This is a genomic window from Agrobacterium sp. V1, assembly GCF_030518355.1.
GTDB lineage: Bacteria > Pseudomonadota > Alphaproteobacteria > Rhizobiales > Rhizobiaceae > Agrobacterium > Agrobacterium cucumeris.
This window is the reverse complement of sequence record NZ_JAULSF010000001.1, coordinates 1,657,992-1,681,633: the sequence shown is the minus strand read 5'-3', so window position 1 is coordinate 1,681,633 and position 23,642 is coordinate 1,657,992. Positions and strand designations below refer to the sequence as shown.

Annotated in this window: 24 protein-coding genes and 3 tRNA genes; 13 read left to right on the top strand and 14 right to left on the bottom strand. The window is 58.7% G+C overall.

What is annotated here, in order from left to right; all coding sequences use genetic code 11:
* Positions 1-8: 8 nt before the first annotated feature.
* Genes QSV77_RS08265 through QSV77_RS08255 form a run of 3 tightly spaced genes read left to right on the top strand, consistent with a single transcriptional unit; the run spans position 9 to position 3,888 of the window.
* A complete protein-coding gene (locus QSV77_RS08265) occupies positions 9-1,703 on the top strand; it encodes an iron ABC transporter permease (protein WP_302733101.1) in 1,695 nt (564 codons plus the stop codon).
* Positions 1,691-2,719: an ABC transporter ATP-binding protein gene (locus QSV77_RS08260; RefSeq protein WP_142840203.1), complete on the top strand. Its 1,029-nt coding sequence runs from the start codon at positions 1,691-1,693 to the stop codon at positions 2,717-2,719. Before QSV77_RS08265 ends, QSV77_RS08260 begins: the two co-directional genes overlap by 13 nt.
* Before the next feature lie 59 nt (positions 2,720-2,778).
* Positions 2,779-3,888 carry an endonuclease/exonuclease/phosphatase family protein gene (locus QSV77_RS08255; RefSeq protein ID WP_142840202.1) on the top strand — a complete coding sequence of 370 codons (1,110 nt, stop codon included), beginning with the start codon at positions 2,779-2,781 and terminating at the stop codon, positions 3,886-3,888.
* A 91-nt stretch (positions 3,889-3,979) separates the two neighbouring features.
* Here QSV77_RS08255 and QSV77_RS08250 read toward each other — a convergent pair whose 3' ends face one another.
* On the bottom strand, positions 3,980-5,719 hold the full coding sequence (locus QSV77_RS08250; RefSeq protein ID WP_302733100.1) for a GGDEF domain-containing protein: 1,740 nt from the start codon (positions 5,717-5,719) through the stop codon (positions 3,980-3,982).
* Positions 5,720-5,929: 210 nt separating this feature from the next.
* On the opposite strand from QSV77_RS08250, the gene QSV77_RS08245 reads away from it, so the two are divergent.
* Positions 5,930-6,005, top strand: a tRNA-Thr gene (locus tag QSV77_RS08245).
* A gap of 60 nt (positions 6,006-6,065) precedes the next feature.
* Here QSV77_RS08245 and QSV77_RS08240 read toward each other — a convergent pair.
* Positions 6,066-6,419, bottom strand: a complete 354-nt coding sequence (locus QSV77_RS08240) for a nuclear transport factor 2 family protein (protein WP_271362118.1) — start codon at positions 6,417-6,419, stop codon at positions 6,066-6,068.
* Between the two features lie 397 nt (positions 6,420-6,816).
* On the opposite strand from QSV77_RS08240, the gene QSV77_RS08235 reads away from it, so the two are divergent.
* Positions 6,817-7,419, top strand: coding sequence for a J domain-containing protein (locus QSV77_RS08235; protein ID WP_046798137.1), 603 nt, complete (start codon positions 6,817-6,819; stop codon positions 7,417-7,419).
* 7 nt (positions 7,420-7,426) lie between these two features.
* Here the strand turns inward: QSV77_RS08235 and QSV77_RS08230 are convergent, their stop codons facing one another.
* The 5 genes from QSV77_RS08230 to uvrB all read right to left on the bottom strand — a co-directional run bounded on the left by QSV77_RS08230 (position 7,427) and on the right by uvrB (position 13,875).
* Positions 7,427-8,038, bottom strand: coding sequence for a DUF922 domain-containing Zn-dependent protease (locus QSV77_RS08230; RefSeq protein WP_302733099.1), 612 nt, complete (start codon positions 8,036-8,038; stop codon positions 7,427-7,429).
* 160 nt (positions 8,039-8,198) lie between these two features.
* Positions 8,199-8,654 carry a PRC-barrel domain-containing protein gene (locus tag QSV77_RS08225; protein WP_302733098.1) on the bottom strand — a complete coding sequence of 152 codons (456 nt, stop codon included), beginning with the start codon at positions 8,652-8,654 and terminating at the stop codon, positions 8,199-8,201.
* Between the two features lie 98 nt (positions 8,655-8,752).
* On the bottom strand, positions 8,753-9,811 hold the full coding sequence (locus QSV77_RS08220; protein WP_302733097.1) for a DUF4917 family protein: 1,059 nt from the start codon (positions 9,809-9,811) through the stop codon (positions 8,753-8,755).
* 84 nt (positions 9,812-9,895) lie between these two features.
* Complete coding sequence (locus QSV77_RS08215) at positions 9,896-10,864, bottom strand: alpha/beta hydrolase family protein (protein ID WP_302733096.1); 969 nt, start codon at positions 10,862-10,864, stop codon at positions 9,896-9,898.
* A 50-nt stretch (positions 10,865-10,914) separates the two neighbouring features.
* Positions 10,915-13,875 (bottom strand): excinuclease ABC subunit UvrB, encoded by a 2,961-nt coding sequence (uvrB, locus tag QSV77_RS08210; RefSeq protein WP_302733095.1) that lies wholly within the window; start codon positions 13,873-13,875, stop codon positions 10,915-10,917.
* Between the two features lie 256 nt (positions 13,876-14,131).
* Here uvrB and QSV77_RS08205 point away from each other — a divergent pair, with 256 nt between their 5' ends.
* The gene (locus tag QSV77_RS08205; protein WP_302733094.1) at positions 14,132-14,485 is read left to right on the top strand and encodes a DMT family protein; all 354 of its coding nucleotides are present in this window, start codon (positions 14,132-14,134) and stop codon (positions 14,483-14,485) included.
* A 106-nt stretch (positions 14,486-14,591) separates the two neighbouring features.
* On the top strand, positions 14,592-15,014 hold the full coding sequence (locus QSV77_RS08200; RefSeq protein ID WP_302733904.1) for a GNAT family N-acetyltransferase: 423 nt from the start codon (positions 14,592-14,594) through the stop codon (positions 15,012-15,014).
* A gap of 36 nt (positions 15,015-15,050) precedes the next feature.
* On the opposite strand, the gene QSV77_RS08195 is transcribed toward QSV77_RS08200, so the two are convergent.
* Positions 15,051-15,434 (bottom strand): helix-turn-helix domain-containing protein, encoded by a 384-nt coding sequence (locus tag QSV77_RS08195; RefSeq protein WP_302733093.1) that lies wholly within the window; start codon positions 15,432-15,434, stop codon positions 15,051-15,053.
* Positions 15,435-15,591: 157 nt separating this feature from the next.
* On the opposite strand from QSV77_RS08195, the gene QSV77_RS08190 reads away from it, so the two are divergent.
* Positions 15,592-16,203 (top strand): NAD(P)-dependent oxidoreductase, encoded by a 612-nt coding sequence (locus QSV77_RS08190; RefSeq protein WP_302733092.1) that lies wholly within the window; start codon positions 15,592-15,594, stop codon positions 16,201-16,203.
* Between the two features lie 12 nt (positions 16,204-16,215).
* On the top strand, positions 16,216-16,692 hold the full coding sequence (locus tag QSV77_RS08185; RefSeq protein ID WP_302733091.1) for a nuclear transport factor 2 family protein: 477 nt from the start codon (positions 16,216-16,218) through the stop codon (positions 16,690-16,692).
* 74 nt (positions 16,693-16,766) lie between these two features.
* On the opposite strand, the gene QSV77_RS08180 is transcribed toward QSV77_RS08185, so the two are convergent.
* From QSV77_RS08180 to rlmB, 5 genes are all read right to left on the bottom strand, one after another.
* The gene (locus tag QSV77_RS08180; protein WP_302733090.1) at positions 16,767-18,131 is read right to left on the bottom strand and encodes a PepSY domain-containing protein; all 1,365 of its coding nucleotides are present in this window, start codon (positions 18,129-18,131) and stop codon (positions 16,767-16,769) included.
* A 45-nt stretch (positions 18,132-18,176) separates the two neighbouring features.
* Entirely contained in the window at positions 18,177-18,578 is a 402-nt protein-coding gene (locus QSV77_RS08175) for a DUF2946 family protein (RefSeq protein ID WP_142840190.1), read from the bottom strand.
* 70 nt (positions 18,579-18,648) lie between these two features.
* Entirely contained in the window at positions 18,649-19,242 is a 594-nt protein-coding gene (locus tag QSV77_RS08170) for a hypothetical protein (protein ID WP_142840189.1), read from the bottom strand.
* Positions 19,243-19,247: 5 nt separating this feature from the next.
* On the bottom strand, positions 19,248-19,640 hold the full coding sequence (locus tag QSV77_RS08165; protein WP_142840188.1) for an acyl-CoA thioesterase: 393 nt from the start codon (positions 19,638-19,640) through the stop codon (positions 19,248-19,250).
* Positions 19,641-19,711: 71 nt separating this feature from the next.
* Positions 19,712-20,599: a 23S rRNA (guanosine(2251)-2'-O)-methyltransferase RlmB gene (gene rlmB / locus QSV77_RS08160; protein ID WP_271362108.1), complete on the bottom strand. Its 888-nt coding sequence runs from the start codon at positions 20,597-20,599 to the stop codon at positions 19,712-19,714.
* Between the two features lie 209 nt (positions 20,600-20,808).
* On the opposite strand from rlmB, the gene QSV77_RS08155 reads away from it, so the two are divergent.
* The 3 genes from QSV77_RS08155 to QSV77_RS08145 all read left to right on the top strand — a co-directional run bounded on the left by QSV77_RS08155 (position 20,809) and on the right by QSV77_RS08145 (position 22,191).
* A tRNA-Tyr gene (locus tag QSV77_RS08155) sits at positions 20,809-20,893 on the top strand.
* Between the two features lie 25 nt (positions 20,894-20,918).
* A tRNA-Gly gene (locus tag QSV77_RS08150) sits at positions 20,919-20,992 on the top strand.
* Between the two features lie 509 nt (positions 20,993-21,501).
* Complete coding sequence (locus QSV77_RS08145) at positions 21,502-22,191, top strand: alpha/beta hydrolase (protein ID WP_142840186.1); 690 nt, start codon at positions 21,502-21,504, stop codon at positions 22,189-22,191.
* 54 nt (positions 22,192-22,245) lie between these two features.
* Here QSV77_RS08145 and QSV77_RS08140 read toward each other — a convergent pair whose 3' ends face one another.
* Positions 22,246-22,572 (bottom strand): BA14K family protein, encoded by a 327-nt coding sequence (locus tag QSV77_RS08140; RefSeq protein ID WP_302733088.1) that lies wholly within the window; start codon positions 22,570-22,572, stop codon positions 22,246-22,248.
* 334 nt (positions 22,573-22,906) lie between these two features.
* Here QSV77_RS08140 and QSV77_RS08135 point away from each other — a divergent pair, with 334 nt between their 5' ends.
* Entirely contained in the window at positions 22,907-23,356 is a 450-nt protein-coding gene (locus tag QSV77_RS08135; RefSeq protein WP_142840184.1) for a hypothetical protein, read from the top strand.
* Positions 23,357-23,642: the final 286 nt, after the last annotated feature.

Here is a 23,642-nt window from a genome sequence, read left to right as displayed (position 1 = left end):
ATAGCGGCATGTCCCGTTCAAATGCCTATGGAAGCAGCCAGCCGCGCTGGCTGTTTCCTTTTGTGGTGAGTGTCGTCTTTGCCCTCAGTGCCCTGCCGCTCGGCCGGCTGGCCTATATCGGCATCATCTCATCACTCAATGGTGACATATGGCGGCTTCTTGCTGATACAGCCCTTTGGGATGCGGCGCTGAACACGCTCTCCACCTCGTTTTTCGGCATGCTGATCTCGCTGGCGATTGGCGGCGCCTTCGCGCTTTCGCTGACGCTTTGCGACATTCGCGGCAAGTCGATCTTAAGCTTCCTGTTCATGCTGCCGATGATGATCCCGCCGCAGGTGACGGCGCTGTCGTGGATCGGCATGACCGGCCCGTCGAGTACGCTGTTGAAGGCCATCGGCCTTGCGCCGCCGATGGGATCGCCGCAGCCGCTTTATTCGATAGCGGGCATCGCGCTGCTGCTCGGCGTGCAGCACGCGCCGCTTGTCTATCTGTCGCTGCGCGCCGGTCTGCTTGCGCTGCCGCAGGATGGCATCGAGGCTGCCAAGCTTTCGGGCGCTTCGCCGCGGCGTGTGCTGTTCGATATCATCCTGCCGCTTTCCACGCCGGGGCTGATCGCCGGGGCGGCGATTTCCTTCGTGTCCAATGTCGGCAATTTCGGCATTCCGGCAATCCTCGGCATACCGGGGTCGATCTTTACCCTGCCGACGCTGATCTACAGCCGTTTCGCCAGTTTCGGCACCAGCACCTTCGGCGATATCGCCATTCTCTCCACCATGATCGCCATCATCTCGGTCGCCGGGCTGGCGCTTCAGGAACGGGCGATGAAGGGCAGGGACTATCGTATCATCGGCCTTTCCGGCAAGGCCGCGACCTTCGGGCTGGCGCGCTGGCGGGTGCCGGTAGAATGTGCCCTGTGGTTGGTGCTGTTCTTCATGCTGGTTGCGCCGCTCGCGGCACTGGTGGCGAGTTCGCTCGCGCCTGCCTATGGCGTGCCGCTCAGTCTCAAGACCGCGACGCTGCATGCCTATGAGGAACTGCTCTACCGCCAGAGCGTCACCCGTACCGCCTTCCGCAATTCGCTGTTTCTGGCAACCGCCACATCGCTCTGCCTGCTGGCGGTAACTGTGCTGACCGCCTATTTCCTGGTGCGCGGCAAGAGCCGCTTCATGTTCCTGCTGTCGGCCCTGGTGGATATTCCCTATGCATTGCCGGGCGTGGTTATCTCGGTGTCCTTCGTGCTGCTTTTTGCAGCCCCCATTCCGTTGTTGGGCATCACGCTTTACGGCACGATCTGGATCATCCTGCTCGCCTATTTCTCCTCCTTCTTTGCCGTCAGCCTGAAACCCATGGTCAGCGCCTTCCTGCAATTCGATCCGTCGCTGGAAGAGGCCGCTCGGCTGTCCGGTGCCGGCTTCTGGCGACGGCTCACGGATATCATTCTGCCGCTGGTCGGCCCGGCGGCGGGCGCTTCGGTCATTCTTGTTTTCCTGATCGCCTGTAACGAGCTGACGGTCTCGGCGCTCCTGTGGTCGGCCGGCACGCAGACGCTCGGTGTGCTCATCTACAATCTCGATGACAGCGGCAGCTTCGATCTTGCATCCGCGCTTTCGGTGCTTGTCGTCATCATGGTGATTTTCCTCATGTTGCTGCTCGAAATTCTGGGGCGCTATCTGCCGAAAGGAGTGGTTCCTTGGCGAAACTGATTCTCAACCGCCTGTCGAAAAATTTCGCAGCCGGATCGAAGCCTGCCGTTGACGACGTGTCGCTTACCGTGCGCGATGGCGGCTTTCTCGCCTTGCTCGGCCCTTCCGGCTGCGGCAAGACGACGGTGCTGCGCATGATTGCCGGTTTCGAACAGCCGACCGACGGCTCCATCCTGCTTGGCGAACGCGTGCTGGCCGATGGGGGCAGCATGGTGCCGCCGGAGCGGCGCAACATGGCGATGGTGTTCCAGTCCTATGCCTTGTGGCCGCATATGTCGGTTGCCGACAATGCCGGTTACCCCTTGAAGGTGCGCGGCATTTCCGGTGAGAAATATCGCGAGAAGGTGCGTCAGGCGCTTGCCGCCGTTCGCCTCGAGAGCTTTGCCGATCGCCGCCCCGCCGAGTTGTCCGGCGGCCAGCGGCAGCGCGTGGCGCTCGCCCGCTGCCTCGTTACCGAGCCCGACGTGGTACTGCTCGACGAGCCGCTCGCCAATCTCGACCGGCATCTGCGCCAGGAGATGGAGGAGACGTTCCGCGAATTCCACATCCGCTCCGGCGCGACGATGATCTATGTTACCCATGATCAGGCCGAGGCGATGGCGCTGGCAACCGATGTCGCCGTCATGTCGCAGGGCAAGCTCTTGCAGGTGGCGGCACCGGCAGAGCTTTATGCGCGGCCGGAAGGCAGGCTTGTCGGTTCGCTGGTGGGGCAGGGGGCGATCCTGACCCTGCCGGTAACGGAAGGGGTTTCGCGCGATCTTGACTGGACGGCGCTTCGGGCGGCGATGGAGAGTGACAGGCACTTGCCGCAGGCGGATATTCTCGTGCGGCCACAGGATGTGGTGCGGGACGCGGAGGGTGTCAGCTGCACCGTCACCTCGGTCCTTTACGAGGGCGAGCGTTATGCTCTCCGTCTCGACCTGCCGGACGGGCAGGCGCTCAGGGCGTATTCGCGGGAAGCGGTTGCCATTGGTGATCGGCTGCCGGTTGCTATCAGGGCGGCGTGGCGGCTTTAGACTATTGGCGAGATAGGGCAGGAGCGGTTAAGCTTTTCTTCCAGCAATAGGAATGAACCATGTCGCTTCGGCTTGCCACCTTCAATATCGAAAATCTTCTCACCCGTTTTGATTTCACCGGCTTTCGCAACCAGACGCGGCGCGACAGGGCGATCCAGCTGTTCGATATCAGGGACGAGGCGACCTATCAGGCGCTGGAAAGCGCACGGACAGTCTCCTCCACCGACGATACCCGCCAGCTTTCGGCGCTCGCCATAGCGGACGCGGATGCCGATATTCTCTGCCTGCAGGAGGTCGATAACATGGCCGCGCTGCAGGCCTTCGAATATGGTTATCTTTACCGCATGGTCGGTAATGGCTACCTGCAGAAATATCTGGTCGAGGGCAATGACAGCCGCGGCATCGATGTCGCCGTCGTCATGCGCGAGCAGACCCGTGATGGTGACAAGATCGAGGTGGTCGACATCAAGAGCCATGCGGCGCTGACCTATCGCAATCTCGATCTCTTCAATCCGACGCTTTCGGCCACCAACCAGATCGATGACAAGATTTTCAAACGGGATTGCCTGGAAATCGACCTCCGGATCGGCGGCAAGCCGCTGACGCTTTACGTCACACACTTCAAATCCATGACCAATTCCCGCGATCCGGTCGATGCGCGGCTTGCCACCATGCCGATCCGCGAAGCGGAAGCCATGGCCGTGCGCCGTATCATCGAAAACCGCTGGGGTGTCGGCAATACGCGCAACAAGAACTTCGCCATCTGCGGCGATATGAACGATTATCAGGAGCGGGTGGCGATTTCCGGCGACCGGCGCAATGGCTATAGTTTCACGCCCGTCGAGGAGGCGAGGAGCGCGCTCGATGTCTTCACCGCCGATGATTTCGTTACCAATCCGATGATGCGCCGCGATGTCATGGATCGCTGGACGCTTTATCATTCGCGTGGGCCGCAGGAGCAGCATCTGTGCCAGCTGGATTACATCTGGCTTTCACCACGTCTGGCTGAAATCAACGCGGCAAGGGCTCCTGAAATCATCCGGGCGGGCCAGCCGTATCGCACCATCTTTCCGCCGGGGCAGGAGGTGGAGCGTTATCCGCGCACCGGCTGGGATCGCCCCAAGGCTTCCGACCATTGCCCTGTCGTGATGACGCTGGACCTGATCTAGAGATTTTTCGGGTTTTTTCGACGTAAGAAACGATTTCCGTTCTGACTGGAAATGCTCCAGCCACCGGCAGCTTGCCGTTCCATGCCAGCAGCTATCCGTTGGCGACCTTTGGGAAATAGGTGGCCCAGACGCGGTTGCGGCCGGCACGCTTGGCTTCATAAAGCCGGTCGTCGGCGATTGCGATCAACTCGTCCCAGCTGTTTATCGCCCGCGCTTCCTGCCACACCACGCCAAAGCTTGCCGTCAGCGACAGGCCGCTTTGCTCATCGATCATCTGCGCTTCGATCAGGCGGCGAAGGCGGTCGGCGGTTGCCGTCGCGGTGGCGTGGCTGACATTCTGCAGCACGACGACGAATTCCTCACCGCCGTAACGGGCCAGAATATCGTTTTTGCGCAACGCGCTGCGCAACAGCCCCGCTGTCTTTTGCAGCGCGAGGTCGCCCATGGTGTGGCCATAACGATCGTTGATCAATTTGAAGTGGTCGATATCGACAATCATCACGCCGAGCGACTGATATTGTTCCTCGCCGCTCAATATGGCACGGACGGCCCTTTCCAGCGCGCGGCGATTGAAGACGCCCGTCAAGGCATCGGTTTCAGAGAGCGTGCGAAGCTGCTCGGCCAGCGCGCGCTGCTGGTTTTCCATTTCGCCCTTCTGGCGAAGCTGCTCACGCAGGAAATCAAGTTCCTCGAACATCTTCTTCACTTCCGGAGCAACCCTGTCTTCACACCGGGCTTCGGAAAGGTCTCCGGCGGCGATCGCGGCGATCTGCGCCCGGACGGATTGCATGGGCTGGAACAGCGCCGTTCTATAGACGGAAGTGAGCCGCAGCAGGACCAGAACCGCGATGGCGGCGAGAAGAAGGGATGCTGCACCAAAGACCAGAGCCTCGTTCTTCCTTTTTTCGAGTCTTGCCCGGGTTTCGGCGAGAATGAGGTCGCGCAGCGTATCGGACGAGCGCATGCCGGCAATATAGTTCCTGGAGAATTCAAGAATGCTCGGCTGGGCGGAGGGCATGGCTATCACGATGGTATTCTGCGCATAACGCAGCGCCTGACCGAAATAATAGGTCTCCATATCCTGAAACGCCTTGTCCAGTTGCGGCGTCGACAGATAGGCGGCGGTGTAGTTGATCAGCGACGCTTTCAGCGACAGCAGGCTCTGCATCTCATTGTCGAATCTTGCACGATATCCCAGCTTTTCCTGCCTGTTTGCCCGCAGGCTCATCACCACATAGGAGCCGAGCCGCCCGATCCTGTCGCGCATCACGCCGGCGGTGCCGGTCATGGTGATATCGATCGCCACTTCAGGCGTGACCTTGATGACGGCGCGTGCCGCCTTGCCGCGCAGCAGGTTGACGCTGTCAGCTGTCTTGAACATCGATAAAATCGCGCTGGACATGGCGCTTTGGCTGCGTGTGGCAGGGGGCAGCGCGGCAACCCGATCCACGGCCTCGCGGGATTGCGCCAGTTTCTGGCGGGTTTCGGCGAGTGATTTGGCAAATTCAGGCTGGGCCTTGATTTCCTCGGTGAAGGAAACTTCAAGTTCCGACAGCTTGTCATCCGTCGCCTTGCGTGCAGCCGCAAGCCCTTCCACCAGCTTCGGATCGGGGGCGGATGCGCCCATCAGATTGTTTGCAGGGCCGCGCTCGGCCGAGATCAGCCATGCGGACTGAAGTGCAGTTTCGAAACGGGTGAGCTGGGCGGCATTGGTGCGGTAACGCAGGTAATTGGCGACACTTGGCACTGCGGCCAGAGTGGCCAGCAGTATCGAACTCGCGGCGATGACGATCGTGCCTGTCAGCTGTATTTTCTGTATGCTCGCGCGCATCTGAGGCGTCGTTCTCGCTGCAATGGTTATGTTTCATCGCCATCTTACCGCCGCTGCGTAAATACTTCGCTTATTTTCCGGGCCTTTGCCGCGATGATAGTCAAGGGGACGACGAGCGCAGGTGATGTGGAAAAGCTATTCGCTGATGCAGTGTCATCAATTTTTGCTTTACACCAAGTCAGAATCTGATAGTTGGCAAGGCACTGGATTGCCCTTGTAGCTCAGTTGGTAGAGCACCTGATTTGTAATCAGGGGGTCACGAGTTCGAACCTTGTCGGGGGCACCAGTATTTTCAATAGCTTGAACCTGCTCCCATCCGCACTTCCGTTGCTCTTCCGGACCGCACCTACCGCTTGATGTGGTAAAGCTTGTGCACGATCGACCAGTTGCCGTCGTGTTCCAGCAGGGACAGGTATTCGTAAAAATCCATGCCATCGAAACTTGTCGTCAGCTTCACCGAGGCGCTGTCGCCCTCCTTGTCGATGCCCATGATTTCGAATGTGGGGTCGTGATCCGGCAGGCCGCGTTCGTTTTTTCGCATCTGGTCCACGAAGTCCTCCAGGGACAGCCATTCGGTCTCCCCTTCGAAGGTGCCGACAATGCTGGCGCGCGGATCGAAAACGTCACGCATCAGGCCCTCATCGGCATAGGCCATGGCGTGCACATAGTCCGTGACGGTCTGGGTAATGGTTTGCGGCATCGGATCATCCCTCCCTTCAGATCCAAAAGCCGAGCTTACACCCGTTGGGGAGTTTCCACCATAACCTCCTGAAAACGCGCTCCTTACGCCTTCGCAAAAGTGTTTTACGGTGGCCTGCCGGGAAGGCGGCGGGTGGAGGGGCGGCATGTTTTGCTGCCGCTTTCCACAATTTTGTCCCGCCTGTCATTATAGTCGCCTTGGGTCCGACAAATTTCGGCATCAAGGGCTTTTTCGCCGGTCGTCCTGCGGCGTGGCATGAGGCTTTTATGTGGGCTTTGCCGGTTTAACCGCCGGTGCGGGGTGCCGTGCGGGGCGGATTTGGCCTATGATCCGCCCGCAGGTCTTGTAACGGTGGTATCGGGCATGCGGGTAACAGTTTGCGTTTGAAGGTGTTTTTGTGATCGATCCCTATGTTTTGCTTGGCGTGGAGCGTGATGCCGACGAGGCGGCGGTCAAGTCGGCCTATCGCAAGGTTGCCAAGGCGGCCCATCCCGACAGCGGTGGCGACGCCGATCAATTCGCCCGCCTGCAAACGGCCTACGAGCTTTTGAAGGATCCGGTGCGCCGCAAGGTGTTCGATGACACAGGTTACGATCCACAGCTTGCCGACGCCAAGGACCTGAAAGGCCTGCTGATGCTGGAAACGCTGGTCAACGAGTTCATTCTGGATGAGCGCGAACCCGGAAGTTTTGATCCCGTGGCGGCCATGCGTCGCAAGCTGACCGACGATATTCTCAAAAGCCGCTTCCACATTCTGGAACTTGAGCGGCACCGCACCCGGGTTCGCAAACACATGGATCGTCTCGGCCGCAAGCCGGAGACCGATGTGCTGAGTTCCATGCTGCGCGCCCGCAGCCAGTCGATCGCCGAAGCCATCCGCAATGCGGAGGCCCAGATCGAAGCGATCGAGCAGGCCTATACGATGCTCGAGGGCTATTCCTATGAGCTGGAGACCATGGTGCTGTCCGAGCCGCTGCTGAAGGGCGAGGCGGCGGAATAATCGCTCTTCAGGGCCCGTTGACCAGCGCGAGAATGAGCTTGTGCACCCGCCCGCCGGGGGAAAGCTCGTCGCGGTCGAAATCACGGCCGCGCTGGCGCTGCTCGTTGGAAAGCTCGCCCAGCCGTTGCTGCAGGACAACGCGCACCTTCTGGCATTTCGGATCGTTTTCCGCCCTCAGACCCGTGCTGAAGGCTTCGATCTTCTGCACCATGTCGAGAATATGTTCGCCATGGACACGCTCATGGGTCTCGACGCCGGAAATGAAGGTTTTCCAGCTGGCGGCAACGGCGGGTGGCAATTGCGCCGGTGCTTTCGGCCAGGTGTAGATGATGGTGAGATTGGGCCTTGCGGTGGCCAGCACACAGGCGCCGTCTGGCTGCGGACGATAATCCCGCCGCCAGGTCAGCTTGAAGGTCGTGTGGGCGATTGCCTGTACGCCGGCGGTCGGGCCGCGTTCGCCGATCGACTGGTACAAAGCACCGCCGGTATTGCCGCTGATGGCATAGTTTTTTATCTGCTCTGCGGGTTTCCAGCCGGTGGATTGCGCGGACAGCGGAACGGCGCTTAGCAACATCATGACGGTGCTGGTGGCGAGGGCGGAGACGGTCTTGGCGGGCACGCATGGATCCTTGGTGATTTGCGAGCCGAAGATAGGCGAGAGGCGGGCTGTCAGGCAAGGGTCTGTGCGATGGGATTACCAGATGCCCCGCCGGAATATAACGCAGGAAAAACCCCCGCGATGACGGATCGCGGGGGCAAGCTTGCGACTGCAGGGGTAATCAGTCGTCCAGCTTGTCGTAGTCGAGCTTCGGCGCATTTTGCAGCGCTTCCTTGGTGGTGTCGACATAGGCCTTCCAGGTGCCGTTGTCGTTGTTGACCGCGACCGAGGCCGGGTCGAGCACCACGTAGCTCTTGTCGATGCCGAGGAAACCGCCGACGCTGGCCACAAGGCCGATCACCGACTTGCCGTCGCCAATGACGACATCTTCGATTTCGCCGATGTTTTCGTTCTGGGCATTGTAGATGTCGAGACCGTCGAGCTGGGAGGCGGTGAGATCGGTCTTCTGGACATTCACGAACTTCAGCGGGCCGTTGGCCTTGGTGCCCATGGTGATGCCGGGGCCGGACAAAGCGGCATCCGCGCCGGCGGCAGGGGCCGTGGTGGCCGTCTGGGCAAAAGCCATGGAAGAGGAGAGCGCTGCCGCGGCAGCGAGCGCGATGACCTTGATTTTCATGATGTTTCTTCCCTTTGTATGCTGAACGTTGCGTTCGGGGAAGAAACGGGGGAGGGCGGATTTGGTTCCCCGCCCGTCTCGATTTTATGAGGCGCAGGTTAGTCCCATAGACTCGCCGTTTCGGCTTGAAAGAAAGTAAAATCGATGTCATTTTTCGATTTTGATCTGATGTATTTACATTTATCAAATATATCTTGATTTTTAGTTGATTTTTCTTCGCCGTATATCGATACGTAAACAGACTTAACTTTGCCTTTGTGGATTGCCTCCAGTATATGGTTGTCTGAATCGTCAAGGGAGTGTCCGTATATTACTAGGCAAGCCTTCTCTTTGTTGTTTTTATCTGAAGATTGACTCATCTCGGTGCTAAATTGCCTAAATCCTGTATAAAGGTAGGGATTGTGTAATATTTTCTCCTTTTTTTCGGCGCTTGTCCCCTCTGTTACAAAAATGGGAAAATAATCGTTGTCGAGTGCGGTTCTCGTTTGATCGATCAGCCCTACGTCGGTTCTGTTCCACGCATTTTTTTTAATTGACGTATCCGCATCAAAGATATGAAGTGCGCCGTGTAGAAACCATATATCGGCAAAGTGAGCACTGTATTCGCCACTCCATATCAAATACTCATCTGTATCTGGAGACGATGTGAAGCCATCGTTGCATTCCTTAGTTATGCCGACTTTGTTGATTATCCAATATAGCAATAGATCATAGTTTAATGTAAATATCTTCCCACCAGTCCATTCTTTCTTTGTTTTCCGAAAAAATTGCAGAAACTCGCCAGCTTTTTTGTACTTATCAATATCGATTGCATCTGGTCTATCCGGATGGCTGGCGGAAATAGTCTTAATTAGTATTTCTTTTAAAAATTCGATTTCTTTTCCAAAGTCAGTTGAACTATTACCAAATATATCTTGGGTCTTTTGCATGTCTGATAGATATGAAATAACCTTTTCAAAATCATGAGTATCTAGGCGCTCGAAGACTTTCCTGATTAGTTCGTGGCCCGAAAAATCGGCGTTTCGGAATATGTTCTGATACGAGAATTTTTCAGGGAAGGCCCCAATGCTGAACCCGTTGCCCAATAAGAGGTTTGCAGGAATACTACGGCGGGTTATGATTTTTTTTATATCTTCGAAGCTTTTTACCGAATCCATACCTAACTCCTATACATTGATTTTCTATTTTGTGGTTTGAAAATAGAAAATGCAACTAGTTAGTAGGTGGTGGCGCGACTAGCGCTATTCTGAATGTTGCTGTTGCCTAATATTTTGCTCCCCATCGATAAACTTCAGCGCGTCGATGATCGAAACTTTCCACACAGACCAGACGTGATCGCCATCGGTCACCCGCAGTTCGGATTTGCGCTTGTCAGCCTGTAGCGTCTCATGCAGGGCGATGGCGCCGCGCCAGAGGAAGAAGCCGTCATCATCCCCGACGGTCAGATAGGTGGCGGGAAGATCCTCGCTTTCGGCGACGTGCTGGGCGACCAGGGTGAAGACGTTTTTCTCGTTAAAGAGCCTTGCATCGAAGGGCGTGCCGAAGGCGCCGGAGAAATGGTCACCGGTGGAAGGCAGCACGATGCCGCTGGTGATGGTGGTGCGGTCGACCTGATGGAAAAAGGCGCTGTCCTGAATGAGCTTCAATTCGGCGGGTGTCTTGTCGAGATCGGAGGCGGGCACGTTCTGCCAGATCGCGCCGGACAGGCTGGCGACGGCGCCATAGAGGTCCTCGTGGCCATAGGCGAGATGCAGGGCGCCGAAACCGCCCATGGAAAGGCCGGCAATGGCGCGGCCTTCACGATCCTTGCGAACCGGCAGGGTTTTTTCGATCTGGTGGCGCAGATCGCCGGTCAGTGCCGTTTCATAGTCGCCGGGGCCGCCGACGGCGGCGGAATCGACGTACCAGCTGTTCTTGACGCCGGGCATGACGACCACCAGCGGACGGATGGTGCCTGCTTCAATGAGCGTATCGAGGGTCTTTTCGATGTTGCCGAGATCGCGCCAGCTATTCTGGTCGCCATCATGGCCATGCAGGAGATAAAGCACCGGCCAGCCGTTTTCGGGCGGCGTGCCGTCCGGGCGGTAGATATTGACGGGAAGCGGCGCGTTGAGGGCGGCGCTCTGGAAGGTGGCGTCTTCGATCTGTCCGGAGAAGGCTGGTCCGCAGGAAAGCAAAAGGCAGAAGGCTGTCAGGCGTTCTCTATGCATACCTGTTCTCCTTCGGCATTTAAATGAGATCGCCAGGGACGGCGTCCGCGTCAACGCCCCGGCCGGCCGGTCTTGCCCTTGGTTCGGCTTTTGCGCTTCTGTTCGCCGGCATCCTCATAGGAGCCCGCGCCGATCTTTCCACGCACCAGCGGTCTTGGATCGTCGGTCGCACGCTCCGGCTGGCCTTCCAGCAGCGGTGAGAACCGTTTGCCGGGCTCGGTTTCCGGTTTGTCGGGTACGGTGCCGCGAACGGGTTTTTCGGTTCTGCCCACTGTCATTTCGTCCAGCGAGTTTCTGCGGAACAGCGGCTTTCCAGCGTCCGAGCCGGGGCCCATCTCGTCCAGAGAGGGTTTGGCGAAGAGGGAGGTTGCGGCGGGTGGCTCATCCCAGTCTGTCCTGCCGGACATTTCCCCCTCAAGGGGGGAGATCGGCAAGCGGCTGCGTCTGTTGTTTTTTCCGCCGCCTTCGACAGCGCGGGCTTCTTCCTTGGCCATGGGGTCATCCATGGTGGCGAGTTCGGCGGCCTTGAGGCGTTTGATTTCGTCGCGCAGGCGAGCGGCCTTTTCGAAGTCGAGGTCGGCTGCGGCATCGCGCATGGATTTTTCCAGCGCGTTGAGGTGGGCCTGCAGATTGTTGCCGACGAGGTGGCCGCCATCGGCGAAGCCCTTGCCGGAAACGCCTGAAATATCAGCCCTTACGTGATCGCGTTCATAAACTGAATCAAGAATATCGGAGATTTTCGCCTTGACCGATTCCGGCGTGATGCCGTGTTCGGCGTTGTAGGCCATCTGTTTTTCGCGGCGGCGGGAGGTTTCCTCCATCGCCCGTTTCATCGAGCCGGTGATGTTGTCGGCATAAAGGATGACCTTGCCGTCGACGTTGCGGGCGGCGCGGCCGATGGTCTGGATCAGCGAGGTTTCCGAACGCAGGAAGCCTTCCTTGTCGGCATCGAGGATGGCGACGAAACCGCATTCGGGAATGTCGAGGCCTTCGCGCAGCAGGTTGATGCCGACAAGGACGTCGAAGGCACCGAGGCGCAGGTCGCGGATGATCTCGATACGCTCCAGCGTGTCGATGTCAGAGTGCATGTAACGGACGCGGACGCCCTGTTCATGCAGATATTCGGTCAGGTCCTCGGCCATGCGTTTGGTCAGCACGGTGCAGAGCGTGCGATAACCCTTGGCGGCGGTTTCGCGGATTTCGCCGAGAACGTCGTCGACCTGGCTGCGGGCGGAGCGCACTTCCACCGGTGGATCGATGAGGCCGGTCGGGCGGATGACCTGTTCGGCGAAGACGCCGCCGGACTGCTCCATTTCCCATGAGCCGGGGGTGGCCGAAACCGCCACGGTGAGCGGGCGCATCGCGTCCCATTCCTCGAAGCGCAGCGGCCGGTTGTCCATGCAGGAGGGCAGGCGGAAGCCATATTCGGCCAGCGTCGCCTTGCGCCTGAAGTCGCCGCGATACATGCCGCCGATCTGGCTGATGGAGACGTGGCTTTCGTCGATGAACAGCAGCGCGTTATCAGGGATATATTCGAACAAAGTCGGCGGCGGCTCGCCGGGGTTGCGGCCGGTGAGGTATCGCGAATAGTTTTCGATGCCGGCGCAGGAACCGGTCGCTTCCAGCATCTCGATGTCGTAGCGGGTGCGCTGCTCCAGCCGCTGGGCTTCCAGCAGGCGTCCGGCCTTTTCCAGCTCGGCGAGGCGGCCCTTCAGCTCTTCCTTGATCGACTTGATCGCGCCATTCAGCGTCGGGCGCGGGGTGACATAGTGCGAATTGGCGTAAATCTTGACCGATTGCAGGTCACCGGTCTTCTGGCCGGTCAGCGGGTCGAATTCGGTGATGGAATCGATCTCGTCGCCGAACATCGAGATACGCCAGGCGGCATCCTCAAGGTGGGCCGGGAAGATTTCGATGGTATCGCCGCGTACACGGAACGAACCGCGCTGGAAATCCATGTCGCGGCGCTTGTATTGCTGGGCCACCAGGTCGGCCAGAAGCTGGCGCTGGTCCAGCCGGTCGCCCACCTGCATCTGAAAGGTCATGGCGGTATAGGTTTCCACCGAACCGATACCGTAGATGCAGGAGACCGAAGCGACGATGATGCAGTCGTCACGCTCCAGCAGTGAGCGGGTGGCGGAGTGGCGCATCCGGTCGATCTGTTCGTTGATCGAGGATTCCTTCTCGATGAAGGTGTCGGAGCGCGGCACATAGGCTTCCGGCTGGTAATAATCGTAGTAGGAGACGAAATATTCCACCGCATTATCGGGGAAGAAGTTCTTGAACTCGGAATAGAGCTGTGCCGCCAGCGTCTTGTTGGGTGCGAGAATGACGGCGGGGCGCTGCGTCGCCTCGATGACTTTGGCCATGGTGAAGGTCTTGCCGGAGCCGGTGACGCCGAGCAACACCTGGCTGCGCTCACCGGAATCGATGCCTTCAACGAGATCGGCGATGGCGGTCGGCTGGTCGCCGGCGGGCTGGTAGTCCGAGGCCATGCGGATGGCGACGCCGCCTTCCGATTTCGGCGGCCGGGCCGGCCGGTGCGGCGTCCAGAGCTTGCCGTCCTTGAACAGTGGATTGCCGCTCTCGATCAGTTTGGACAATGCGTCCACCGTGGCGGTGACGGCGCCTGGCGCGAGATTGGCGGCTTCCTCCAGCGAGACGTCCATGCCGGCCACCGGATTAAGACCGGCGGCGGCACGGGTTTTCGGATCGCTCGACGCACCGATGGATACGCCACGCGCGGTTTTCGACGCGGTGGTGTTCTTGGCCGTCTTGGCGGCTGCCTTTTCCGCTTCCTTGCGGGCCTCTATCTCGATCTTCTTGCGGTGCTTGCCCGCTTTCGAGGCAATTTCGCGCTGGGTTTCCACCGAGCCCGCCTCGGCTTCCGCCTCCAGCTGCTTCACCCAGTCGGCGACGCTGCCGCTGAGCGGCGCGCCTTCGAACGACGATTGCGGGGCTTCCTCAAAGCCGGAGGGCGAGGACGGGGGATTTTTCGGTGATCTGGCCATGCGCGAAATATGGAGGGAGTCACGCGCAAAGGGAAGGGGAGGCCGTGAAAAAATGAGTACAAAAAGGAAACGAAGCGTCCGGAACAAAATTCAGGCGGATGCGTTGCATAGCGGCTGAATGCAGCTTTATCGAAACCTGTCGAAAATCGATTCCGGTTTTCGCTGCGATGCGCTAGAGCAAATCTCTACCGGCAGAATGATGGTTGCGTTTTCAAACTGCCTTTTATGACATCCCTCCCTATTTTCAGGAACCATCATGCCGTTCTCGATCAGTCCCGCCCACATCTGGCCTGTCCTGATGCTCGTCGCCTCAAATGTTTTCATGACTTTCGCCTGGTATGGCCACCTCAAGCACAAGGGCAGCGCGCTCTTCCTGGCGATCATCGCCAGCTGGGGCATCGCGTTCTTCGAATATATGCTCGCCGTGCCGGCGAACCGTATCGGCTCGGGGGTCTATTCCACGGCGCAGCTCAAGACCATCCAGGAAGTCATCACGCTTGCGGTCTTCGCGCTGTTCTCGATCTTCTGGCTGAAGGAGAGCATCACCATCAATCATGTGATCGGTTTTGCCCTGATCGCTTTTGGGGCATCCTTCATTTTCCGGTCCTGATCCGCATGGTGAGGCTCCGGTCCGGGACCATATGCCAGCAGTCGCAACCTATGAGGTCGATACATTGATGAAGATACGGCCTGCGAGAGACGATGATGCGGCTGGCATGGCGGCGGTCCAGAACGAGATATTCTCGGCAGGGCTCCGACAGGCACCGACTGATATCGGTGCGGTGCTGGAAAATTACATCCGGCATGCCGACCGTATCGAGTGTTCGGTCGCCGAGGACGAGGACGGGCGTATTCTGGGCTTCCAGTCGCTGCGTTACGCGCGGGCGGACAATCCCTACGGCGTGGCGGAAGGCTGGGGTATCATCGGCACCCATGTCAGCCCGCATGCGGCGCGAAGGGGCGTGGGGTCCGCGCTCTTTACGGCTACCCGAAAGGCGGCGGAGGCTCGCGGCCTGAAAAATATCGATGCCAGCATCGGCGCGGATAACAGACTCGGGCAGAATTATTACGAGGCAATAGGCTTCACGACCTATCGTCAGCCGGAGGGGCTGGTGTGCAAGGTCTATCGTCTGGCCTAGGTATGATTTGCGATTCTGCCCGTGCCGGCAGTGCGATCAGCCGCGATTGTCGTTTTCGGAATATTGCAGGCGCGCCTTGCAGATACGAACGTGGTTCTCGTCGGCCCATTGCACCAGCAATTGCATCGGCACCAGAAATGAGCGGCCGAGATTGGTGAGTTCATATTCCACCCGCGGCGGCACTTCGGCATAAAGCGTGCGGCGGATGAAGCCGTCTTCTTCCAGCCGTTTCAGCGTGCGCGACAGCATCTGCTTGGAAATATCGTCGATCCTGCGGTTCAGTTCATTGAAGCGTAGCACGCCGCCCTGCAGTTCTCCCAGAACCAACAGGCTCCACTGATCGCCGATGCGGTCCAGTACGTCACGGATCGGGCAGGGCTGCTCGAAGGTGAAGACTTCCTTTGTTTGCGTGTCCGACACTGTTTCTTACCCCTTGCCCTTTTTCACCCTTCAAGGTCATCGCCATGTGACCAGATCAGCCGCCGCTGACTTCTTGCGGCTATGGTTGCGATATCATAGCTCTCTTTCGCGGTCTATTATCTGGACCGATAACGATTGTGACGAAAGGACAGAAGCCATGGCTAAAATCGCGCTCGTCGGCGCTTCCGGCAATGCCGGCTCCCGTATTTTGAAGGAACTTTCCGATCGGGGGCATCAGGTAACGGCGATTGCCCGCGCTCCTGAGAAGATCGCCAGCCTGCCGAATGTGGTGGCCAAAAAGGGCGATGTCTTCGATCAGACGGGGCTTTCTGAGCTGCTTAGGGGTCACGATGCTGTGATAAGCTCGGTGCACTTCACTGCCAGCGATCCCCTGAAGCTCATCGAGGCCGTGCGTGCTTCCGGTGTTCAGCGTTATCTTGTGGTCGGCGGTGCCGGCAGCCTTGAAATCGCGCCCGGCCAGCGTGTGGTCGATCTTCCGGATTTCCCCGCCGCCTACAAGGCCGAGGCGACGAAGGGTGCGGAGTTTCTAGACCTGCTGAAACAGGAAAAGCAGCTCGACTGGACCTTCCTGTCACCCTCAGCCGAATTTGTGCCGGGGGAAAGAACCGGCAAATTCCGCATCGGCAAGGACAGCCTGCTCAGCAATGACGAAGGCAGCAGTATTTCCTTCGAAGATTATGCCATCGCGCTTGTCGATGAAATCGAGAAGCCGCAGCATTCCCGCCAGCGTTTCACCGTCGGTTATTGAGAGGTATTACCCATGAATTTTGTAACACGTCGTCTTGCCATCGCCGCTTTCGCCCTCGTGCCCGCTTTGGTGGCCGCGCCGGTTCTGGCGCAAACCGCAAATCGCGATCTGGCTCAGGAAGAAGCCAACCGCAAGCTGGTGATCGAATTTTACGACACCGTCTTCAACAAGCACGAGGTGGAGAAGGGCGCTGCCGTTGTCGTCGACAGCTACAAGCAGCACAACCCCAATGTGCCTGACGGCAAGAAGCCGTTCGTTGATTATTTTACGGGGCTCTTTAAGGAAAACCCGCAGTCGAAAGCACGGATTGTCCGCAGCGCCACGGATGGCGATCTCGTCTATCTGCATATTCATTCGACGAAGAGCGACGGTGATCGGGGCAGGGCCATCGTCGACATCTTCCGCGTCATGGATGGCAAGATCACCGAGCATTGGGATGTGATCCAGCCGGTGCCGGAGACGGCGGCGAACAACAATACGATGTTCTAAGTCGAGCTTTCGTCAATATTGAGGGAAACAGCCGGGATTTTCGCCCGGCTGTTTTCATTTTAGAGGACGTCTTTTTAACCGGCCCGCCGCTTCTGGCGAGACTGCACGATCAGGTCCAGCACCAGCATCACCAGCAGGCTGGCGCCCACCAGCGGGAAAAGGATGCCGCCGATGGCGAGTACAGCGAGGAGCCCGCGCAGCACGCGTTTTTGCTGCGGCAGGGGCGGAACGCCGAGCGAGCCTTGCGGGCGGCGTTTCCACCACATGATACCGGCGGAGACGGCAAGCAGCACGATGCCGATACAGGCCGCCAAAAGCACGATCTGGTTGGCGAGGCCAAATTGCTGGCCCAGATGCACGTTAATGCCCCATTCGAGCGCCTTGCCGAGCGGGCCGTAATCGGCGTAACTCATATCGATCAGCGGCTCGCCGCTATATTGATCGAGGTGGACGACGCGTTGTTTCGCCAGATCATCGGGATAGACGGAGCCGCTATAAACACCGGCCGGTTTTCCCGGCAGGGCGACAGCGTAACCGGCTGCAAAGCCGAGCGCGTCAAAGCGCGCGATCGCCTCGTCTATTCCAATCGGCTGGCCGGCAGAGGACGTACTAGATTCGGGAACTTTTGCCTGTTCCAGCGACCAGCTTGTTTTGGCCATATGATCGAGATGGTCACCGGACATCGGAACATCGGTGCGGACGCCCGCCGGATATCCGAAATTGCTGCCATTCGCCCATTCATTGACCTTCGCGCCCCAGACGCCCGACCAGGGCATGCCGGTGACGGCGAGGAAGACGATGAAAAAGCCGACGAAGATGCCGGTGACGGCATGGGTATCACGCCAGAAGACCCGCTTTTTCGGCGTACCGCGCACCGTTACGACACCGCCCGTCTGTTTTCGCGGCCACCAGAGATAGATACCGGTGGCGACGAGCAGGATGGACCAGCCGGCGGCGATCTCGATCAGGTAGCGGGCATAGGCACCGAAATATTTTAGGCTGTGGAGGTAGCGGATCGTCCACATGACGGTGCCGCGATCCGGCAGGGAGCCGGCAACCTCAGCCGTATGGGGATTGACGTAGACGGCGCGCTTGCCATCCGCCGTATTGACGGTGATTTCCGTCGACGCGCCGGGATCGGCCGGGGTCGTATATTTGACGGCAGTGCCTGGAACCGCAGCAAGTGCAGCGGCAACAATTTCGGAAGGCAGCGCTTTCGGTGCGTTTTGCACCACCTCTATCCGCTTCAGATCCGAATGGATGAGGTTATCGAATTCGTCCCGGAAAAGATAAAGGGCGCCGGTGACGGCGAGGGATATCATGAAGGGCAGGACGAAGAGACCGGCATAGAAATGCCAGCGCCACACGGCGCGGTAAAGATTGATGGACGAGGAATGCGCAGGCGCGCGCTCGCCCTCGAAAGAGGTCGTAACGGACATGGATGTCTCCGCAAGAAGAGTGATTTCCGGCAGGCCGGGCGTGTTTCAGTTCTGCGGAGGGGCGGGCGGTGCGCGGGGGCGTGATTCCAGATTGGGCGGCGATGGCGGCAATGCCGCATCGAAGTTCAAAAAGGCGACTTCGTCCGTCGTAACGACACTGTCTGCGCGTTCGACAGGTGTGACCGGAAGAGTGGCAATGGTGGCCGATGCCAGCCGGCACAGCGTTCCGCAGCAGTCGGCGGCAATTTTGCCCGCCGGGTCCTGCTTTGCGGGCCCTTCGGGCATGTGGCTGGAACAGATGACCTCATCCGCCGCAAGCGCGGCCATGGCCATGTTGCCGCTGGTCAGGCCGTTGGCGAGACCCTGCAGGAGGAAAAGCAGGACGGCCAGCGTGGCGATGGCGCCAGCCGAGCTTCTGTCCTGCATGATCCTGCGAATATGTCCCATAAGGCCGGAATGCCATAATCGCGGCGAAATGTCACCGCGACACAATGACGGCGTCAGGGCGTTACGGTCTTCAGGCCAGCAGGTCGTAGGTGCGGAAAATCCAGGCGATCTGGTAGATCAATGCGAAGATGACGAGGAACCGGTGGAAGCGGCGGTTGCCGATGAAGGCAGCGGACGTGAAAAGAACGACGTAAATGGCGGTACGGATGAGATATTCCGGGCCGAGCGTTGCAAGATAATCCTGTCCCTTCAGCAGTGTGTCGCCGACATCGGTGACGAAAAGCGCTGCCAGAAAACCGAAGAACCAGCTTTTGCGGGAAAAGAAGTAGTCCTCATATCCCTTATATTCCTTCATGTCGGTGGGAAACAGCAGCACGCAGAGGAAATAAAACAGCGAGCAGAACAGGATGAGGAACAGGAAAGCGCCGAAGCCCAGCACGTGGCCGGTGGCGGAAAGCCGGTGTTCCCACCACCAGAAATGCACCAGCATCAGAAACAGGAACGCCACCCAGCCGAGATGCAGCGGATAGATGCGTTCCTTCTTTGGATGTTGCACGAAACCGGCAAGGCCGGTCAGAAGGCGGGCGAGGCTGAGGCCGACCACCATGCCCATGACGGCACGGATGTGCGAATAGGCTTCCGCGGCGTTGACGGCGGCCTCCATCGTGCCTACTCCCCCGGAGGAATGGGCGTCGGCTGCCCGTTTTCGTCCATCGCCACCATGATGAAGGTACCGGCGGTGACCTTTTCCAGCTTGTCGAAACGCGACCGCTGTGCCCAGGCCTCAACCGTCAATGTGATGGAGGTGCGGCCGACGCGGGCGATATCGGTATAGATGGACAGCGTATCGCCGATCTTCACCGGCAGTTCGAAAGCCATTTCCTTGACCGCCGCCGTCACCACGCGACAGCGCGAGCGTTCGGCTGCGCGGATGCCGCTTGCCAAGTCCATCTGCGACATGACCCAGCCGCCGAAAATATCACCGGCGGGATTGGCGTCGGCCGGCATGGCAAGCGTCCTGAGCGTCAGCTCGCCGGTCGGTTTGATGGTCTGCTCGGTCATGTTGAAATTTGCTCCTTGCGAAAAAGCGCAGCATGCGTTGCGCTTTGTGATTTCGCAAGGAAGGGAAAGCGTCAGGACGACGCTTTGCCCAGAAATTGCTGCGTTGCGTAAAGGGCGATGGCCGCCGCATTGGACACGTTAAGCGATTTGATCTCGCCGGGCATATCGAGACGGGCGAGCGCGGAGACGGTTTCGCGAGTCTTCTGGCGCAGGCCCTTGCCTTCGGCTCCCAGTACCAGCGCGACTTTTGCGCCGCTGAAGGTCTGTTCGATAGGGGCGGGGCCTTCTGAATCCAACCCGACTGAGAAGAAGCCGAGCTTGTGCAGCTCGCCCAGAGCATCGGCCAGATTGGTGACCTGGATATAGGGAATGAGTTCCAGCGCGCCGGAGGCGGATTTTGCCAGGACGCCCGACTCGGTCGGGCTGTGGCGCATGGTGGTGATGACGGCACCGGCGTTGAAGGCCACCGCCGAGCGCATGATGGCGCCGACATTGTGGGGATCGGTAACCTGATCGAGCACGAGGACGAGTGGGCTGTCCTTCAGCGCGCCGAGCCTCTTGACCGGCAACGGCTTCGTTTCCAGCATCACGCCCTGATGGATCGCCTCGGGGCCGAGCACCTTGTCGATATCCTGCGGGGAAACCATCTCGACCGGGAAGGGCTGGGCGTCCGCCTCGCCGATGTCCAGACGCGCAAGCGCATTCTGGGTGACGGAGAGCTTGACGATCTGCCGTTCGGGATTGGTGAGTGCGGCGCGCACGGTGTGCAGGCCGTAAAGATGCACCTGATCCGGTGCAAGCTGCGGCGGCTTCCAGTCGTCCGCATCGCGGTTCCTGCGCCTCTGCTGCGGCGGAGTGGGGATTTCACCCCTTTCGCGCTTGGCGTCGCGTACGGCGCGGCGCAGGGTGGCGTAGTGCGTATCGCGGGTGGATTTGTTGTTTGGATCGTCTTTGCTCATGGCGCCTTATATCTCCGCTAGGAGGCGCGCACCAGCCCCCGCGATAATCCACAGGACTGTAAACATGTTTGAATTTTTTCCCGAAAATTCGTGAAAGGGCGTGTTGACAGAAACGAACGAGGCCGTCATATACGCGCCACAGACGACGCAACGGCGCTTCGCCGCGGCAAAATCTGAAGAGCTTGGTAGCTCGATCCTAGCAGAAAGCTGGAGGGATGCCCGAGTGGTTAAAGGGGACGGACTGTAAATCCGTTGGCTACGCCTACGTTGGTTCAAATCCAACTCCCTCCACCATTCTGCACGGATCGAAATCACCACCGCGGGTATAGCTCAATGGTAGAGCAGCAGCCTTCCAAGCTGAATACGCGGGTTCGATTCCCGCTACCCGCTCCATTTACTCTCCCGGTACAATGAAAGACGTTCATTAGATGCTGTTTGCAGCGTTTTCCTACGCGCGCAAGATCGTGCAGGGCATCCAGCAATTCTGGTGTTAGAAATCGCGGTATTGATTAAAGCGGTTGGAAGCCGGGCCGACCTCGCCCTCAAAATGTCACGACTTGAAGTCGCCCGTCAAAAATCTTGCTGGAAATCCAACGGCTCTTTCCAACATCGATAGAGTTTTTGGAGCAGGGGCCCATATGGGCTTGCCTGTCGACTATCTGATGTTAGTCTCAATTCACTCAGTTGCGTAATCAGCGCTCGCCGGGCCAAGCCCACAGGTGACGCTATCGTGTTTACATATGATTTCGACCGGCACCATAACGGCATGCTACATTGCTCTCGCGGGGTCAGGATGCGCCAATTATTCCTGTCCCGGCAAGTGCAGTAATCACTCGACGCCAGCGAATGTCCGACAAGAGCGGCCAACGACCGGTGTCGTAATTCCAACCGAGGAGTGACACATGGGTTCGAAGCCGACGATTATTCTCGTGCATGGGTTCTGGGGTGGGGCTGCCCACTGGAGCAAAGTAATCGTCGATCTTGCCGGCAGAGGTTACACTCTCAAGGCTGTCGAATTACCACTGACATCACTCGCCGACGATGTTGAGCGCACCCGCAAGATGGTTGCGCAACAGGATGGCCCCGTCCTGCTTGTTGGACACTCCTACGGTGGCGCGGTCATCACGGAAGTCGGCAATCTGCCGAATGTTGTCGGGCTTGTTTATATCGCCGCCTTCGCTCCCGATGCCGGCGAGAGCCCCGGAGGCATTACTCAGCAGCATCCGCCTGCGGCGGTTGCAAATCTTGCGCCTGATGACGACGGTTATCTCTGGCTGCGCGCAGACAAGTTCCATGAGAGTTTTTGCCAGGATCTCAGCGCTGATGAAGCGCTGGTCATGGCGGTGACCCAGAAGGCGCCGCTCGCCTCGACCTTTGGAAATGCTATCTCGAAGCCTGCCTGGAAGGCAAAACCGTCCTGGTATCAGATTTCAACCGATGATCGGATGATCTCCCCGGAGAACCAGCATCTGATGTCGGCTCGACTGGGGGCTCGTCAGGTTATTTCGCTTGAAGCAAGCCACGCATCCCTTGCGTCGCATCCTGCCGCCGTCGCCGGATTGATCGACGAGGCGGCTAAAAGCGTATCGTAACTGGAGCCAGCTCCGGAACCTGCGTGCGCAACAGGCTGTTCTCCCAGCCGGGCGTTAATAGGGAGAAAGACACTGGGTGCGTGCCCCCGCGGGGGCCATGTAGCTGTTATCGGTCGGATGGTAGGAGGTGTATCGCGCCGCACACCATTTGACGTGATTTATCTCCGCCTGCGACAGGGCGTAACCATTCGATGTGGCTTCCTCACCCTTGCCCGCGGCGAAGGCGGACGCGGGGTAGCCACGCTGGTTCGAATTCTGCGCCTGTTCCGGCGGTTCATAGGCCGGCTGTATAAGGCTCAGCGCGTGGGCGGGCATGACTGAAGCGCCAGATAATGCGACGCCAAGAGCGAGTGCGGAGATAGTCTTCGGCATCCTCAACATCGATAAATCCTCGTTATTCGTTCGGGATGCTAACGAAAATTTAGGAAATTCGTTCCGTGACAGGGTTGACGTCACACGAACACGTGATTCTTCGCGACTGGAAAAAGGTGAGGCGGCGGGATTGGAGAGGTCGCTTGCTGCGGCTGTTGGGCATTACGCTTCCACGCGCAAATGTGAGCCGGCATGATGCCGTCTTCATCAGGAAGATGCCGTGTCCTCTGAACACGTTTCATTTCCCCGTCAATTCGACTTTCCGTCCTTCCCGCACTGCTCGTTGACAAGCGAAAAATCCGGTCGGATAGTCGGCCGGCAATCATGCAAACGGGAGTCTTCAATGTTTAACAGGGTTGTCATTCTCTCATCCTTTGCGCTGCTGGCATCGGCAGCGTTCGTCTCCCCCGCAGCCGCACTCACCATGAAGGAGTGCAGCGTGAAGTATCAGGCGGCGAAAGCCGACGGGTCCGCGAAGGACGTCAAGTGGAACGACTATCGCGCCAAATTCTGCGGTGCCGATGCGGCGGCCGAAGATGCGGCCGACGACAAGCAGGTCGCGGCCACAACCGACAAAGAACCCGAAAAAGCGACGACAAAGGCCCCGAAGGGCGTCGCTTTTCCGAGTGCTGTCGATAAGAAATATTCAAGCGAAACGCCCGGCAAGGCACGCCTGAAGACCTGTGTCGACTCCTACCACAAGAACAAGAATGACGGCACGCTCGGCGATCTGAAGTGGATTCAGAAGGGCGGCGGCTACTGGAGCCTGTGCAACACGGCGCTGAAGAGCTGACAAGCGACGGGGCGGCGGCCGACTGCCGTCGCCCGACCATCAGACTGATTCCAGAATCATATTGGCAGGCCGGAACCGTTTCAGCCGGGGAGGGTGTGTTCATGCGCTCTCCATCGCCACCACCAGATAGGGCAAAGGTGTGAAGGTTTCTTATGGCCATGCAAGATGGTCAGGCGTGGCCGGGAGTTAACTCTTACAGCCGGTAACATCCGGAGCCCTGGGGCAACCCCGTTTTCGGGCGGGTAAAATCTGTGAATAGTCCGTGATTCAGTATCTTGGTAGAAAG

What these genes read in the sequence shown, in the direction of transcription:
- QSV77_RS08165 (WP_142840188.1), bottom strand. Translation starts at nt 19,640, where the DNA reads ATGACCGAGCAGACCATCAAACCGACCGGCGAGCTGACGCTCAGGACG.
- QSV77_RS08215 (WP_302733096.1), bottom strand. Translation starts at nt 10,864, where the DNA reads ATGCATAGAGAACGCCTGACAGCCTTCTGCCTTTTGCTTTCCTGCGGA.
- QSV77_RS08225 (WP_302733098.1), bottom strand. Translation starts at nt 8,654, where the DNA reads ATGAAAATCAAGGTCATCGCGCTCGCTGCCGCGGCAGCGCTCTCCTCT.
- QSV77_RS08170 (WP_142840189.1), bottom strand. Translation starts at nt 19,242, where the DNA reads ATGGAGGCCGCCGTCAACGCCGCGGAAGCCTATTCGCACATCCGTGCC.
- QSV77_RS08265 (WP_302733101.1), top strand. Translation starts at nt 9, where the DNA reads ATGTCCCGTTCAAATGCCTATGGAAGCAGCCAGCCGCGCTGGCTGTTT.
- QSV77_RS08255 (WP_142840202.1), top strand. Translation starts at nt 2,779, where the DNA reads ATGTCGCTTCGGCTTGCCACCTTCAATATCGAAAATCTTCTCACCCGT.
- QSV77_RS08175 (WP_142840190.1), bottom strand. Translation starts at nt 18,578, where the DNA reads ATGGGACATATTCGCAGGATCATGCAGGACAGAAGCTCGGCTGGCGCC.
- QSV77_RS08205 (WP_302733094.1), top strand. Translation starts at nt 14,132, where the DNA reads ATGCCGTTCTCGATCAGTCCCGCCCACATCTGGCCTGTCCTGATGCTC.
- QSV77_RS08185 (WP_302733091.1), top strand. Translation starts at nt 16,216, where the DNA reads ATGAATTTTGTAACACGTCGTCTTGCCATCGCCGCTTTCGCCCTCGTG.
- QSV77_RS08220 (WP_302733097.1), bottom strand. Translation starts at nt 9,811, where the DNA reads ATGGATTCGGTAAAAAGCTTCGAAGATATAAAAAAAATCATAACCCGC.
- uvrB (WP_302733095.1), bottom strand. Translation starts at nt 13,875, where the DNA reads ATGGCCAGATCACCGAAAAATCCCCCGTCCTCGCCCTCCGGCTTTGAG.
- QSV77_RS08145 (WP_142840186.1), top strand. Translation starts at nt 21,502, where the DNA reads ATGGGTTCGAAGCCGACGATTATTCTCGTGCATGGGTTCTGGGGTGGG.
- QSV77_RS08200 (WP_302733904.1), top strand. Translation starts at nt 14,592, where the DNA reads ATGGCGGCGGTCCAGAACGAGATATTCTCGGCAGGGCTCCGACAGGCA.
- QSV77_RS08135 (WP_142840184.1), top strand. Translation starts at nt 22,907, where the DNA reads ATGTTTAACAGGGTTGTCATTCTCTCATCCTTTGCGCTGCTGGCATCG.
- QSV77_RS08250 (WP_302733100.1), bottom strand. Translation starts at nt 5,719, where the DNA reads ATGCGCGCGAGCATACAGAAAATACAGCTGACAGGCACGATCGTCATC.
- QSV77_RS08140 (WP_302733088.1), bottom strand. Translation starts at nt 22,572, where the DNA reads ATGTTGAGGATGCCGAAGACTATCTCCGCACTCGCTCTTGGCGTCGCA.
- QSV77_RS08190 (WP_302733092.1), top strand. Translation starts at nt 15,592, where the DNA reads ATGGCTAAAATCGCGCTCGTCGGCGCTTCCGGCAATGCCGGCTCCCGT.
- rlmB (WP_271362108.1), bottom strand. Translation starts at nt 20,599, where the DNA reads ATGAGCAAAGACGATCCAAACAACAAATCCACCCGCGATACGCACTAC.
- QSV77_RS08180 (WP_302733090.1), bottom strand. Translation starts at nt 18,131, where the DNA reads ATGTCCGTTACGACCTCTTTCGAGGGCGAGCGCGCGCCTGCGCATTCC.
- QSV77_RS08240 (WP_271362118.1), bottom strand. Translation starts at nt 6,419, where the DNA reads ATGCCGCAAACCATTACCCAGACCGTCACGGACTATGTGCACGCCATG.